The organism is Actinomyces ruminicola (assembly GCF_900103885.1).
GTDB classification, from domain to species: domain Bacteria; phylum Actinomycetota; class Actinomycetes; order Actinomycetales; family Actinomycetaceae; genus Actinomyces; species Actinomyces ruminicola.
Genome location: NZ_FNIM01000010.1, coordinates 35,904 through 51,206, shown reverse-complemented (window position 1 = coordinate 51,206; position 15,303 = coordinate 35,904). Strand labels below are relative to the sequence as shown.

Annotated in this window: 7 protein-coding genes; 5 read left to right on the top strand and 2 right to left on the bottom strand. The window is 70.4% G+C overall.

The features are described from left to right. The first annotated feature begins 183 nt into the window (after positions 1-183). The gene (locus BLR49_RS08870; RefSeq protein ID WP_245690571.1) at positions 184-5,361 is read left to right on the top strand and encodes a DUF4011 domain-containing protein; all 5,178 of its coding nucleotides are present in this window, start codon (positions 184-186) and stop codon (positions 5,359-5,361) included. A 101-nt stretch (positions 5,362-5,462) separates the two neighbouring features. Further along, positions 5,463-9,164 carry a DEAD/DEAH box helicase gene (locus BLR49_RS08865; protein WP_092536596.1) on the top strand — a complete coding sequence of 1,234 codons (3,702 nt, stop codon included), beginning with the start codon at positions 5,463-5,465 and terminating at the stop codon, positions 9,162-9,164. A gap of 97 nt (positions 9,165-9,261) precedes the next feature. Here BLR49_RS08865 and BLR49_RS08860 read toward each other — a convergent pair whose 3' ends face one another. After that, positions 9,262-9,888 (bottom strand): NAD(P)-dependent oxidoreductase, encoded by a 627-nt coding sequence (locus BLR49_RS08860; RefSeq protein ID WP_092536593.1) that lies wholly within the window; start codon positions 9,886-9,888, stop codon positions 9,262-9,264. Positions 9,889-10,446: 558 nt separating this feature from the next. Here BLR49_RS08860 and gad point away from each other — a divergent pair. The 3 genes from gad (at position 10,447) to BLR49_RS08845 (ending at position 14,399) form a co-directional block, all read left to right on the top strand. Further along, on the top strand, positions 10,447-11,853 hold the full coding sequence (gene gad / locus BLR49_RS08855; RefSeq protein ID WP_092536590.1) for a glutamate decarboxylase: 1,407 nt from the start codon (positions 10,447-10,449) through the stop codon (positions 11,851-11,853). A gap of 9 nt (positions 11,854-11,862) precedes the next feature. Further along, a complete protein-coding gene (gene gadC, locus BLR49_RS08850) occupies positions 11,863-13,557 on the top strand; it encodes a glutamate/gamma-aminobutyrate antiporter GadC (RefSeq protein WP_218121336.1) in 1,695 nt (564 codons plus the stop codon). Between the two features lie 260 nt (positions 13,558-13,817). After that, positions 13,818-14,399 carry a GNAT family N-acetyltransferase gene (locus tag BLR49_RS08845; protein ID WP_092536587.1) on the top strand — a complete coding sequence of 194 codons (582 nt, stop codon included), beginning with the start codon at positions 13,818-13,820 and terminating at the stop codon, positions 14,397-14,399. Between the two features lie 201 nt (positions 14,400-14,600). Here BLR49_RS08845 and BLR49_RS08840 read toward each other — a convergent pair whose 3' ends face one another. Further along, positions 14,601-15,230 (bottom strand): HAD family hydrolase, encoded by a 630-nt coding sequence (locus BLR49_RS08840; RefSeq protein WP_092536584.1) that lies wholly within the window; start codon positions 15,228-15,230, stop codon positions 14,601-14,603. Positions 15,231-15,303 lie beyond the last annotated feature (73 nt).

Below are 15,303 nucleotides of genomic sequence, written 5' to 3'. Positions count from 1 at the left end.
TGCGTCGACGGCGTTGAGTAGGATCTGCGGAGCGAACCGCTAGCAATTCGTGTCATGAGGAACCGGTAGCCTGCTCGAGTCGGCTCCACCCCGCCCTGTGGAGCCGTCCGCCGGGGAGTGCTGGGCATACGCTCAAGCGCCCGGTGGCTCAGGGCAACCTCAACCATCTCCGCACCGAAATCCATGAAGCTCAGTAATCACGACCTGGCCCTGCACGGCATGCTCAGCGTTCTCCCGCCTTACCTGGAGCGCTACCTGCGCAACACGCTGGGGAATCGTTGCACACCTGAAATGCTGCGTGCTCTGCTCGCCGGGTCGGGCCCGGTTCCGGAGCTCCCCGACCTGGCGGACCTGTCCATCCAGATCCGCATCCTTACCGCGCGTGGCTCCAACGGCCGCTACCTCATGCCGCTGCCACCGGGCGCGGGCAGCAAGCTGCACGAGGTGCGCCGCTTCCGCAATCAAGCGGTACACGGGGCTCGTTTCGACGCCGACAAGACCCTCGCGGCCCTGGTGGCCGTGAGTGAGCTGCTGCGGCTCATTAGAGCTGAGTCGGGGCGTGAACAGATACGCGAGCTCATAGGCAGCATCGACGACGGCCGGGGCGCCCGCCGCGGCCCGCTCGACGCCGTCGACATCAAGGTCGAGTGCGCGCCCGTGATCGGCTACGCGCACGCGGTCGCAGGCCTGGAGGCGGAGGTATCCGTTGCCCTGAGCCTTCCCGACTCTGCGGCAGGCGCCCCGGGCCCCGTCGAGGCGACCGTGACCATTATTGAGGACGACGGCGGCCACGAGCTGGTCGAGCCGTGGCGGTTCACCTGCGACGCGGGTGCGCAGCGCGAACTGCACACCAGCAGGGCCTTGAAACTGAACCGGGACAACCTGGCGCAGGTCGATCAGCCGGGTCCTGCGCACGTGCGCGTGGAGCTGCGCACTCGGGATGGTGCGAAGCTGGTCCGCCGGATTGATGCCCTGTCCGCATTGCCCCCGCGCCAGTGGCAGCAGACCGGAGGCGACTGTTGGGCCGGCCCGGCGCTGGCGACCTTCGTCCAGCCCGATCAGCCTGCGGTTCAGGCGCTGGCAGCACAGGCGCGCTTGCGCGCCGGCCTGGGTACAGCCGCCTTTGCACCCGACGACGTTGCCGATGCGGCCTGCGCCCTACTGCGCAGTCGCGGCATCGCAGCGGACGGGGGTGGTTTTCGAGGGCGGGATCCGCTTACGGTCCGCACCGCGGGCGAGGTCATGGATGCGCGTTCCGGCAGCGCGCTCGACGTCGCAGTCCTGCTCGCCGGCATCCTGGAACAGCTCGGGGGCCACCCGGTGCTGGCGCTGACGCCCGCCTCGGTGCTGCTCGGCTACGCGAGGAATGACGCGGCGAGCACGGATGGCTCCCCGGAGGCCTTCGCCGCAGGGGTGCGGCAGGGCGGCATCGGACTGATAGACCCGGTTGCCGCGCTGTGCTCGCCCGCGGGGGTGCTACACGCGCCGGGTGACGCGGCCCAGCAGATCGTGGAGGCCACCCTCGCAGAACTGACCCTGGTGGTTCCGCTCGCTGCGGCACGCTCCGGCGGTGCGGTGCCGCAGCCGGTGCTCGAACGCGACGAGGACGACGTCGTCGTGGAGCTGCCCCTGCCCCCGTCCGCCGCCCGGGCGGAACAGGATGCTGCGGGCCTGTCCGCTCCGACGCCCGCGCCCGCAGACCAGACGCGCCCGGCGCCCGAGCCGGGCACCGGGCGGGCGGCGGATGCGGCACCGGCGCGCGTGGAGGAGTGGAAACGGTCCCTGCTAGACCTGTCCCTGCGCAACCCGCTGATCGACCGCACCGCGCGCTCAGCGATCGAGCTCAAGGTGCCGCCGGAACTCGTCGGCGACTTCGAGGACATCGTCAACAAGCGCGACAACCTGGGCCTCAGGGCCGCAGCCGGCTTCGGCGGCAGGCCCGCCCGGGGCGCCGCGCAGGCGGCGGATGACGCCACGGAGTTGCTGAAGGCGCACACCGTGGGTGCGGTTCTTGGAAGCAAGGAGTACGTGCGGCGCCTACAGAACCTGGCCGCATCCGCTCGCACCACCCTGGAGGAGACCGGGGCGAACAACCTGTACCTCGCGATCGGCACGCTCTGCTGGTACGCCGATGGTCAGCGTGTGCGCTCTCCCCTGATCCTTATCCCCGTGAAGCTGGAACGGGAGGGGGACACGTTCATTGTGTCGCTGGATGAGGCCGGCGTGTCCACCCCCAACTACTCCCTGCTCGCGCGCTTCCAGGCGGATACGGGCATCGAGCTGACGGCGCTGCGTGAGCCCGAATACGACGACCACGGCGTCAATGTTGAGGCCACGCTGGACAAGCTGCGTCAGCAGCTGCGTGCCGCAGGTCGCCGCGACCGCGTCGAGCCCACCGTCCACCTCGGGCTGTTCCGCTTCTCCACTTACCGCATGTGGCGGGACCTCGCGGAGGACTGGCCGACCATAATCGCCAATCCGCTGGTGGCGCGCCTGCTGGACGGCACTCCCGGCGCCGGCGCTGCGGATCAGGCGGCCGGGCCGGCGACGGATCTCGATGAGGTAGTGGAGAACCTGCCCCTGGTGGCGGACTCCGCCCAGGCCCAGGTGATCGCCGACGCCGTCTCCGGGCGCAACCTGGTGGTTGAGGGGCCTCCCGGCACGGGGAAGTCCCAGACGGTCGCCAACCTCATCTTCCGTTCCCTGGCGCTGGGGCGCACCGTCATGTTCGTGGCGGAGAAGCAGTCCGCGCTCGACGTCGTCGCCCGGCGCCTGGGCGAGGAGACCGGCATCGGGGACCTGCTGCTCAACCTGCACGACAACGGCATGCGCCCCACCCGGGTTCGCGAGGCGCTACGCAGGGCACTGGAGCTGCAGGCACCCGGCCACGACGCCGCGGCAATGGCGGGACTGCGTCGCCAGCTGACGGACTCGCGGGGCGAGCTGGAGGCGTATCGCGAGCACCTGCACGCACCGGGGCAGGAGGGCAAGTCCTACTATGCGGCTCGCCAGGCACTGGTGGAGGCCATGGGGACGTCCGCGGCGCCGCATGTGCAGGCAGTCTTCAACGCCTGCGCCACCCGTAGCGGGCTGGACGGCTTCGACGCGGGCAAGCACGAGGCGCAGCTGGACGAGTACCGGCGGTTGCAGGCGAGCCTGCGCGAACAGCTGGCGCCCGAGCTGCTCGATGAGGTCCTGAGGCGTCGCGACCGCGTGCTGCGCGAGTCCGGGGACCGCGCCGAGAAGCTGCGCCGCGAGCTCGAGCGCCGCAAGGGCACTTTGAATGTCCGTGAGCTGGTCAACTCCTACTGGGACCTGATCACCGCGATCACCCCCTGCATCCTGGTGTCCCCGGACTCGGTGGCCCGCTTCTTCCCGCCGAACAGGCGTTACGTGGATATGGTGGTCTTCGACGAGGCCTCCCAGATCACCGTCGCCGACGCCGTCGGCGCCCTGGGGCGGGGCCACACCGCAGTGGTGGTGGGGGACCCCAAGCAGATGCCGCCCACGCCCTCGCCGGGCACGGCGGCCGCAACTGGTCGTAGCGCCTCCGGGGACGGCGGCGCGGACTCGATCCTCGACCGCTGCCTGGAGCTAGGCCTCCCAACCCGCCGCCTGACCTGGCACTACCGCAGCCGGGTCGAGTCACTCATCGCCTTCTCCAACCGGCACTACTACGACGGAAGGCTGCTGTCCTTCCCGAGCCCACTGGTGATGGCCGCAGCTCCGGACGACGGGCCGGACGGCTACGGCATCTCGCTGCGGCGCGTCAACGGCACCTACTACCGCGCCGAGACGGCCAAGCACCGCGGTATCAGACCCAACACCAACCCCGTGGAGGCCCGGCAGATCGTAGACGAGGTCAGCAGGCGCTTTGAGGCATCACCGCAGGCCACCCCGTCGCTGGGAATCATCACCTTCAACAATCACCAGTGCGAGTTGATCGAGGCCGAGCTGCGAAACAGCGGCCGCAAGCGCATCATTGACGCGCTGAAGGCGCCTGATGGCCTGTTCGTGCGCAACCTGAACAATGTTCAGGGGGAGGAGCGCGACACGATCCTGGTGTCGGTGACCTTCTCAGCCAACGAGCGCGGCGACCTGCCGCTCAACTTCGGGTCCCTGAGCCAGGCCGGCGGTCAGCGGCGGCTGAATGTGGCGATTACTCGGGCCCGCAGGCAGGTGGTCGTATTCTCCAGCTTCGACCCGGAGGACCTGCACGCCGAGCGCTCCACCCACCAGGGGGTGAAGGACCTGCGCGAGTACCTGGGGCGGGCCCGCAGCGGTATTGCGCCGCACGGCCGACCGCGCTCGGTCGCCTCCGTGGACCTGCACCGAGACCAGATCGCCGAGCGCTTGCGGGAGGCGGGCGCGGAGGTGATGTCCGGCGTCGGGCACTCGGACTTCGAGATCGACCTGGTGGTCACCGGGGCCGGGGGGAGGCGCGTGGCGGTGCTGCTGGACGGGCCCGGCTGGAACCGGCGGGCGAGCGCCACTGACCGGGACCTGTTGCCGGTCGATGTGCTGCATTCCATGGGGTGGGAGCGGATTGAGCGCGTCTGGATGCCCACCTGGGTGGCTGATGCGGATGCCGTGGCCGCGCGCCTGCTCGCCGCCTCGGGAGGCGCGCCGGATGCAGCGTCTGCGATGTCCTCGGTGTCGGCGGCGTCGGCGCCGACACCGCCCTCCCGGCCGCAGCCCACGGCGGCGGAGACAGAGGCAGCGCCGACGCCCACGGAGGTCTTGGCGTCAGAGCCCCTGCCCGAGCAGACGCAACCCGCTGCGCCGGATGCTGCGGCTGCTTCAGAGGCTACGCCACTGACCACGACGGAGTACCGGCAGTGGCGGCCCGTGGGCGTGTATCCGCTGGAGGTGCTCAACCGCGCACAGGACGTGGACTCGCCGGAACGCGCACAGGTCGTCGAGACGGCTCGCGCCATCTGCGACGTCGAGTCCCCACTCACCCGGCATCGGCTGATCGTCAAGCTCTGCCGTGCCTACGGGCTCACCCGAGTGGTGAGCTCCCGGGAGGAGAAGGTCGATGCGCTGCTGGGCGACGCATTCGCCTATACCGATGCCGCAGGGTTCGTGTGGCGGAGCATGGACGCTGCCCGGATGCCCGTGCACTACCGGCGTCATGCGCTGGATCACGTGGACTCCATCGAGGAGATCCACCCCCGTGAACTGGTGGCGCTGATGCGTGAAGTCCGTGCCGGCTCAGCCGGATGGGTCTCCACCGAGGATCTTTGCAATCAGGCGCTCAAACGCCTCAGCGTCAAGAAGCGCAGGCTCAGTGCCAGCGGAGTGAAGAAGGCCCTTACCGATGCGTTGGCGGAGGTCGAGCGGGAGGACGACGGGTGGTAGCACGGCGGGGCTGAGGGACCTGGAGGCTCGGACCTCTGGCCGACCTGCCGTCGCGCCAAGTCGGTTCGATATGTGTCGGACCCCGCCCGTATGGTGAGGGCATGGCCCGAGAGATCACGCCCGAGGACTGGCCGGCACGGATCGCCGACGCCGAGATCGCGAGCGTGGTCGGCTCGGCGGCCTTCGGACGCGGGCGCCGCTACGCGGATGAACGTAGGGTCGCCAACCTGTCCGTATCTGGAAACGGCGAGATTCTGGCCGCCGCGGTTCGCGGCGCGCAGGGGCGGATCTACCAGACCATGGTCTACGCCCGCAGCTCCGGCGAGCGCGTGAGCTGGTCGGGTACCTGCTCCTGCCCGGTGGGCGGCAACTGCAAGCACACGGCCGCCCTGGTCCTGACCGCCCGGCGCCAGGCCCGGGCCTCCGCCGCGCCGCCCGGGGACGCCGACTGGGAGCGCCGCCTGACCCAGCTGCTGCGCACCCGGCAGAACGCGCGCCGGGCCGTCGCCATTGAGGTTGCGGACACCGAGACCGCGCGCGCCGGAGCCGGCTCCCATAGTGCCGGCCGCTTCGGATTCGCCTCCGCCCGCCCGGGTCGCCTGCACCTGCGCCCGCTGATCGCCGGCAAGCGCGGCTGGGTCAAGCAGGGCATCTCCTGGCGCGGCCTCATGAACGGGGACCTGACCGGTGAAGTGGCTCCGGAGGTGCTGGCCGCCCTGGCCGAGCTGGCAGCCATGGACCCCTATGGCGATTACTACTACAGCAACTCCGTGATTGACCTGGGTGCGCTGCCCGCACGCGTCTGGGACGTGCTGCGCCGGGCCGTCGCCGCCGGGGTCACGCTGACAACCGCCCAGCGCAGCGGCAGCCCGGTGCGAATCCTGTCCGGCCTGCGCGCTGGCGTCGGCGTCCGCCGCCAGGCCGACGGCACCGCCCTGATCCGCCCCGCGCTGGACTTCGACGCCGTCGCGGGGCTGGTGCTCGGCGAGGGACGCGGGCCCGAGGCCCGGGCGCTGGGCGATCCCACCCACGCCTACGCGCTCGCGGGCACGGACGGCGCTCTGAACCTCATGCCCCTGGAGCCGCCGCCGGGCGAGGTGCTGGGCCGACTGCTGTCGCGCCATGAGCAGGTCACCATCCCCGCCGCGGATGTGGAGCGCTTCGAGCGCGAGCACCTGGGGCGGATCGCCTCCGTCCTGCCCATCGTCGACCTCGACCCCTCCCTGAGCGTGCCCGACGTCGGCACACCGGTCGCGGTGCTGCACGTGGGCCTGGACGCCGCTGCGCACCGCGCCGAGACCTCCTGGTCCATCCGCTACCTGACCGCCGCCGGATCCAGCTGCGGCGAGGTCGCCGTCGGCGGCCTGGCGGAACTCCTCACCGGCCCCGGACCGCTGGAATGGCGGGATCCGGTCGGCGCCTCCGGCATGGCGGGAACGGGCGCGGACGATGAATCCCGCTCCGCGGTGGTCGCCGAATCCGACTCGGGGCGGCGTCTTGACCAGGCCCCCTCAACCCGCGACGCCGAGGCCGAGGACCGCCTCGCCCGCCGCATCATCGACGCCTGCACGCCGCTGGTACCCACCCATGGCCGGCTGTGGCAGCCGGGCAGCTTCACCGCCATGAACACCGCCCGGCTGATCACCCGGGCGCTGCCCGTGCTTGAGGGCGTCGAGGGTGTCGTCGTCGAGATCTCCGGGCGGGTGCCCGACTACCGGGAGGCCGAGGAGACCCCGCTGATCACCACCGCCGTCGAGGACGACGACGAGCACCTGGACTGGTTCTCCCTGCGCGTGCGCGTGCGGGTGGGGCAGGAGGACGTGCCCATCGAGCGGCTGATGACCGCGGTCGCCCAGGGGACGGAGGAGGTGCTGCTCGACTCCGGCAAATGGATCAACCTGACCGATCGCCCGGAGATCGTGCGCCTGGCGCGGCTCATGGAGGAGGGCCGAGACCTGCGCGACCCGCACTCCCGCAGCGCCGGCGACCTGGCGGTCACCGCCTTCCAGGCGGGCCTGTACGCCGAACTGGAGCAGCTCGGCGTGATCGGGGAGGCGACCCGGCGCTGGCGCGAGGGCGTGGAGCGGCTACTGGCAGTGACGTCCGCCGCCGAGGCCGGTTCCGGGCCCGGGGGCGGCACCGGGACCGGCGACGCGAGCGGTGCCTCCGGGACGGCGGGCCTCCTGGACGCGCCGGTGCCCGAGGGACTGCGTGCGCAGCTGCGCCCCTACCAGCTCGACGGCTACCGCTGGCTCGCCCTGCTGCAGTCAACGGGGCTCGGCGGCATCCTCGCCGACGACATGGGCCTGGGCAAGACGGTACAGGTGCTCGCCGTCGTCCAGCGCATGGTGGAGCAGCGGACGGCGGGCGTCGCCGCGGCCCAGAACGGTGCCGCGGACGGTGAGGCGTCACCGCAGCCCGGGGCGCTCCGGGACGGCCCGGTGCTGGTGGTGGCGCCCACTAGCGTCGTCGGCGCTTGGGCGGAGCAGGCCGCCCGCTTCTGCCCCGACCTGCGGGTGCGCGCCATCAACCGCACCCGCGCCAAGCGGGATGAGAGCCTGGAGGAGATCCGCTCCGACGCCGACCTGGTGGTCACCAGCTACACCATCGCCCGTATCGAGGAGGAGGACTTCACCGCCGTCGACTGGGCCTGGGTGGTGCTGGATGAGGCCCAGTTCGTCAAGAACCACAACGCCGTTACCTACAAGGCCATGCGGCGCCTGCGCACGCCGTCGACGGTGGCGATCACCGGCACGCCGCTGGAGAACTCACTGATGGACCTGTGGAGCCTGCTGTCCATCACGGCGCCCGGGCTGTTGCCCGGCCCCGACCGCTTCGCCGAGCTCTACCGGCGCCCCGTCGAGCACGGGGACGACTCCGCCCTGGCGTCCCTGCGGGCACGCATCCGTCCCTTCCTCCTGCGCCGCACCAAGGAGGCCGTTGCCGCCGACCTGCCCGCCAAGAACGAGCAGATCCTGTCGGTGGAACTGGCGCCGGGGCACCGGCGCGCCTACGACCGGCGTCTGGCGCGTGAGCGGCAGAAGGTGCTGGGGCTGCTGGAGGAGGACACCGCCCAGTCGCGGTTCACCGCGCTGAAGTCCCTGACGATTCTGCGGCAGATGGCGCTCGACCCGGCGCTGGTCGAAGGGCCCGACGCTGAAGAACTCGCGTCCGGCCGGCGGGGGACCGCCCTGGTCGGAGAAGCCGAAGCGGGGAGCACCGGATCCGGGCGCGCCGCGGTTAAGCGCCGCCGCTCCAGACCCACGGCCAAGGTCGAGGTGCTGCTGGAGACGCTGCAGCCCGTGGTCGCCGAGGGCCACCGCGCCCTCGTCTTCAGCCAGTTCACCCGCTACCTGGCGGGGGTGCGCCAGGCGCTCGAGGCCGCCGGCATGCGCACCGCCTACCTGGATGGCACCACCACCAACCGGCAGGAGGTCATCGACGCCTTCCGGGGCGGGGACGCCGAGGTCTTCCTCATCTCGCTGAAGGCCGGCGGCTTCGGCCTGACGCTGACCGAGGCCGACTATGTGTTCCTACTCGACCCATGGTGGAATCCGCAGGCCGAGGAGCAGGCGGTGGACCGCACTCACCGCATCGGCCAGGACAAGCCCGTCATGGTCTATCGGCTGGTTTCCGCCGGCACCATCGAGGAGAAGGTGATGGCGCTGAAGGAGAAGAAGGCCGAACTGTTCGACCGCGTGGTCGAGGGCTCCGGGGACGGCGCGGCTTCTCCCGGCGCGGCGTCGGCCGGGCGCGCTCGGCTAACCGCCCAGGAGATCCGCGAGCTCCTCGGCGGCGAATGAGCGGCAATATCGTTTTGCCGACCCGCCCCGAACCGGGACCGCATTGGTGACGCGGCAGCCTCCGCGGCGGGAAGCGGAGGTGAATCGTGAAGTCTCCTCAGCCCGAGATGACGACCCCGCGGCGCAGCCAACGACCCGCATGCGCCTCCTCATGCATGAAGGCGGCCACATCGGCGCGGGAGACACGCTCCATCCCGTGCATACGCAGTGACTCGCCGACGCGGCAGCCTCCCCGCGCGGGCCCGTTGGTCAGCGCCGTCGGATAGACGAAGATCCACTCCAGGTCGCTGGCCCGCAGAAGCTCCTCCGCCGCAGCCTTATTGGCGTAAATTCCGCGCAGGAAGGTGCGGTAACCGAGCCGCTGCGTGAGCGTCGCGGTGCGGATGGTGTCCCCGACGCCGAAGGACGACATCCACACCAGGCGGCGGACTCCGGTGCGCTGCGCCGCCGCGACGACGGCGCTGGCGGCTTCGGTGAACAGGTCGCCATGGCGGGGCGAACCACCCCGACCGAGCGTGGAGATCACGGCGTCGCAGCCGTCCATGGCTCGGGCGACGCAGTCGGCGTCGCGCGCATCCCCTGCGGTTACGACCGTGCGGCCTGCCAGGTCGCCCAGCTTCTCCGGGTTGCGTACCAGGACGTGCACGTCGTCGCCGTGGTCAAGCGCCAGGGCGAGTGCGTGGTTGCCGGTGGGGCCGGTGGCGCCCAGGATGAGCAGTTTCACGGAGTGCCTTTCAGAGACGTCTGCGGGCGCTGTACGCGATGGAGCAGGGATTAGGGAGCCTAGCATGGTCGATGCCGCGCCGCGGGCCGGACGCCGAGGACGCGCTCCAGCCGTCGAGGACGTCCTCCAGACCCACGTTCTCGCGGGTTGGGCCGCGTCCTCGCGGGCTTACACGCGTGCTCAAGCAAGCAGCGGGCACAGGCAGGGGAGTCGGCCCGACTGGGGGCGGAGGTCCGGTGGCGCCAGCCGCCATTTCTACCGATCTCGGCACGTGACTTCTACCGATCTCGGTGAATGGGGTGGTGGGAGGGCTTGCCCTCCGGGCATATTGGCATGGTATTCCCGAGGTGTTTTCAGGGGCCTTTTAAATAACATTAGGCGGCGTTGGCTATAACGGGAATCTTGAAGAATCTTGGAAGGTGTCGCAATTGTTTCGGAAAGCTGGGAAGATAGCCCTGGTTAATTGCAAATAAAGGCTGATTGGCTCATGGGTGTGGTAGTGAACACAGCGCAGTGATATTCCTATGTCAATCGTTGTCAACCGAGAGGAGACCCGACATGTCACGGCCAGCATCAAACGGTTCCACCGCCCCGGATCCGGGCAGCAGCGAGCTCAACCCGCTGTTCGCCCGTCCCGGCGAGGCCTATGACCTGCCGAAGTTCCGCTTCCCCGCCGGGGAGGCCCTGCCCGAGACCGCCTACCAGGTGGTGCACGACGAGGCGATGCTGGACGGCAACGCCCGCCTCAACCTCGCCACCTTCGTCAGCACCTGGATGGACGAGCACGCCGACCGCCTCTACCTGGAGGCGGCCGACAAGAACATGATCGACAAGGACGAGTACCCGCGCACCGCGGAGATCGAGACCCGCTGCTGGACGATGCTCGCGGACCTGTGGCACGCCCCGGATCCGCGCCACACCATCGGCACCTCCACCATCGGCTCCTCCGAGGCCTGCATGCTCGGCGGCCTGGCGCTCAAGCGCCGCTGGCAGAAGGCCCGCCGCGCCGCCGGCAGGCCCACCGATCGGCCCAACCTGATCATGTCCAGCGCCGTGCAGGTGTGCTGGGAGAAGTTCTGCAACTACTTCGACGTCGAGCCCCGGTATGTGCCCATCAGCGAGGACCACAAGGTCCTGGACGGTCACGGCCTGGAGGACTACGTCGACGAGAACACCATCGGCGTGGTGGCGATCATGGGGGTCACCTACACCGGCATGTACGAGCCGGTCGCCAAGATCGCCCAGGCCCTGGACGCCATTGAACAGCGCACCGGGCTGAACATCCCGATCCACGTCGACGGCGCCTCCGGGGGGATGATCGCGCCCTTCATCCAGCCGGAGCTGGAGTGGGACTTCCGCGTCGACCGAGTCGCCTCCATCTCCACCTCCGGGCACAAGTACGGATTGGTCTACCCCGGCATCGGCTGGGTGGTGTGGCGCGAGCAAGCCGCCCTGCCCGAGGAGCTGATCTTCGAGGTGTCCTACCTGGGCGGGCAGATGCCAACCCTGGCGCTCAACTTCTCCAGGCCCGGCGCCCAGGTGCTGTTGCAGTACTACATGTTCCTGCGGCTCGGCTTCGACGGTTACCGCCGGGTACAGGCCAACAGCCGCGACGTGGCTCGCTACCTGGCCGACCAGGTCGCTGCCATGGGTCCCTTCGACCTGTGGAACGACGGCTCGGACATTCCCGTGTTCGCCTGGCGGCTGCGCGCCGACCACGCCGACAAGTGGAACCTGTACGACCTGTCCGACCGGCTGCGCATGAAGGGCTGGCTGGTCCCCGCCTATCCGATGCCGGATGACCTCACCGACGTCACCGTGCAGCGGATCGTCGTCCGCAACGGGCTCAGCCACGACCTGGCCGACGCCTTCCTGGAGGACATGCGTGCCGAGGTCGCCTACCTCGACCGGCTCGATGGGCCGCTGCCCCACGAGTCGGACCGCCCTACCGCCTTCCACCACTGAGGGGTCGAAATGTCACTCAAAACCTCCGACAACGTGATCGGAAACCCAACCGGCCCCGACGACGGGGCTTCCGGCAGCGCCGGAACGACGGCTGGTGCGCCCGCCGTCCCGTCCGGCCACGCGCCCGCCGGGACCCTCGGGGACCTGCCCGCCCGCGGTGCCGTCTCCTCCGAGGACGACTCGGCCCGCCCCTCCGCCGGCATGAGCGTGTTCAACCTGGCCATGCTCACGGTGGTGGCCGTGGCCTCCCTGCGCTCGCTGCCCGCCATGGCCGGCTACGGCCTGTCCTCGGTGGTGCTCTACATCATCCCGGCGGTGCTGTTCATGGTGCCCACGGCGCTGGTAGCGGCCGAACTCGCCACCGGCTGGAAGGGCGGCGTATTCATCTGGGTGCGCGAGGCCTTCGGGGAGCGCTGGGGCTTCGTGGCCATCTGGCTGCAGTGGGTGCAGAACGTGGTGTGGTACCCCACCCAGATCGCCTTCATCGCTGTGAGCCTGTCCTACGTGGTGGGCGGCGGCACGCTGGCGAACAACGGCGTGTACGTGGCCGGCGTCATCATCATCCTGTACTGGGTCTCCACCCTCATCACCCTGGCCGGCGGCAACCTGTTCGCCAAGGTGGGCTCGTGGAGCGGCATCATCGGCACGCTCTTTCCGGCGGCGCTGCTGATCGTCTTCGGGGCCGCCTGGCTGATCTCCGGCACGCCCTCCCAGACGGAGCTGACGACGTCTGCGGTCCTGCCGCCCTGGACCGGCCTGGCCTCCATCGTGCTGATCGTGTCCAATGTGCTCGCCTACGCGGGCATGGAGGTCAACGCGGTGCACGCCAACGACCTGTCCGACCCCGGCCGTGGTTACCCGCGCACGGTGCTGATCTCCGCCGTCATGATCCTGGCGATCTTCATCCTGCCCACGCTGGCGATCGCCGTCGCGGTTCCCAAGGCTAGTCTCGGAGTGGTGGACGGCATCAACCTGGCCTTCCAGACCTTCTTCGACCACTGGCACCTGGCCTGGGGCACCCCGGTGATCTCGCTGCTGATCGCCCTGGGCGCCTTCGCCTCCGTGGTCACCTGGATCGCCGGCCCCTCCAAGGGCCTGCTCGCCGCCGCCCGCACCGGCCTGCTGCCGCCGGCCCTGCAAAAGCGCAACAGCGCCGGCGTGCAGCGCTCGATCCTGGTGCTGCAGGGGGTGATCGTGACCATCCTGGCGCTGCTGTTCGTGGTGATCCCCAACGGCAACACCGCCTTCGTCACGCTGATCGACATGGCCGCCGCGCTCTACCTGATCATGTACATGATGCTGTTCGCCGCCGCCATCCGCCTGCGCGCCACCCGCCCGCAGGTGCAGCGCACCTACCGCACCCCGGCGATGGGGCTGGTGGCCGGCGTCGGCTTCCTGGCCTGCGCGGTGGCCTTCGTGCTGTCCTTCGTGCGCCCGTCCGGGTTCACGGGGCTGAGCACCGTCGGCTACGCCCTGGTGGTCGGGCTGGTGATCGTGGTGCTGGGCGTGCCGCCGCTGATCTTCTACGCGCTACGGCGGCCCGGCTGGCAGCTGGAGCCCGACCACGCCGTCGGCGACGCCATCCTGGTCAACCCGCCGCATCCGCGGCAGGGGGATAGCGGTGAAGCGGCGCGCGAGCCCAGGCACCACCTGCGGGCGGTCTCCCGACGGCATGGGAGCCATCCCACGGGGCGGGCCTCATAGCCGGCAGAACCGGATCGTCCCCGGGGCCGGAGCGTCCTGGCAACAACCGGTGCGCTCCTCCCGTCCGGGTCCGAACCGGTGATCAGCCCAACCCCAGTGGGCCCCGGCGCCTCTTTCAGGCGCCGGGGCCCACTGGTGCATGATGCACCCATGCGCACGACCTGCAGCAGCCGCCTCGCCTCCACCCCGGTGCCCACCACCGACGCCCATGTGCACACGCGCAGCCTGGAGGAGTTCCCGGTCGAGGGCGGGATCCGGGCATGAGCGCCACGTATCCCGGCGCGCTCATCCGCCCCGCCCAGCCCGACGACGCCGCGCGGGTGGCCCGCCTGCTCGCCCTGCGGGGCATCACCGTGGAGGAGGCCCTGGAGCAGGCGCCGCGCATGATTGCCGCGCTGCCGGTGCTGCTCCTGGCCTCCCTGCCACTGGGGCCGGCCGCCGATGACCCGCAGGCCCGCGTTGAGGACGCCGAGGCGCCCGCGAGTGCCGACATCGGGATCGGCGATGACGCCTCCGCCCCAGTGGCCCTGTCGGGAGCATTCCTGCTCCCCGGCGACCTGGAGGAGGGACGGCCGGAGCGCTGGATGGTCTCCGGCCTGATCGTCGATCCCGCCGCCCGCCGTCGCGGCATCGGCCGTGCGCTGCTCGCCGCGGTGGCCTCCGCCGTGCAGGAGGTCGCGCCGGGGGAGGACCTGTTCAGCGTCGTCGAGACGGCCAACCACGCCTCCGTGGCCACCCACTTGGCCGCCGGCTTCGAGACGGCCGCCCACGTGGACGGCTACGCCGGCCTGGTCTTCGACGACGCCCTGCTCATGCGCCTGCCGGGCGCGGCGGATCACTGACTTCGAAGCCGACTAGCAGCCGTCACTGTCGCAAACGGTCACAAACGAATCTGACGTGCCGAACGGCCGTACTCGGATCATTGGAATCATGCGGTTTTGTTTCCGGCCCCTGGTGTCGGGGCCGGTGTTTGTGCCCGTTTGCGACAGTGTTGGCGCGGATCGGGCCGGAAGGGGGGCCAGGAGGGCTGGAAGGTGCGCGGCTCAGTCCAGCAGGGGGAGCAAGTCCCGCAGGCTGGCTACGACGAGCGCACCGGGGGCGTCATCGGGCAGGGTCACGGTGGTGCCCGGACGCACCAGCAGCGCCGCGGGCATGCCCGCCTCCCGGGCGGCAACCACGTCGATCGGCCGGTCCCCGACGCACAGCACCTCCGCCGGATCCAGGTTGTGTCGCTGCGCCAGCAGCAGGTTCATGTCCGGACTGGGCTTGCGGGCCACCCCGTCGGGGGCGCAGACGACGTCATCCATCTCCAGGTGCAGCCCCTGTAGCAGCGCCGTCGCGGAGGTCCGATCCCGGTGCGTGGCCACCAGGTTGAGTCCGCCCAGCTCGCTGACCCGCGCCATCACCTCCCGCGCCCCGTCCATGACGGGCGCGGGCCTGGTGCGCCAGCGCTCCTTGAGGTCGGCGTACGCCGCCTCCAGCGCCTCCGGGTCAAGGCGCTGCTCGTCGCTGAGCGTGGCGATTGCATGGGCGATGGAGTGCCGGGTCAGCCCGGTCACGTGCCGCAGATGCTCGGGGGCGGCGTCCCCGAAGGCCGCCTCGCACAGGACCCGGTCAACCTCCGGGTAGGTGTCCACCAGTGTGCCGCCCATGTCCCAGATAATGTGACGCATGCAGTCATTGTCCCCGCAATCCGCCCCCGCTGTTGGCGATTCGCCCGCACCATCCGGGAACGCCGATCACGCC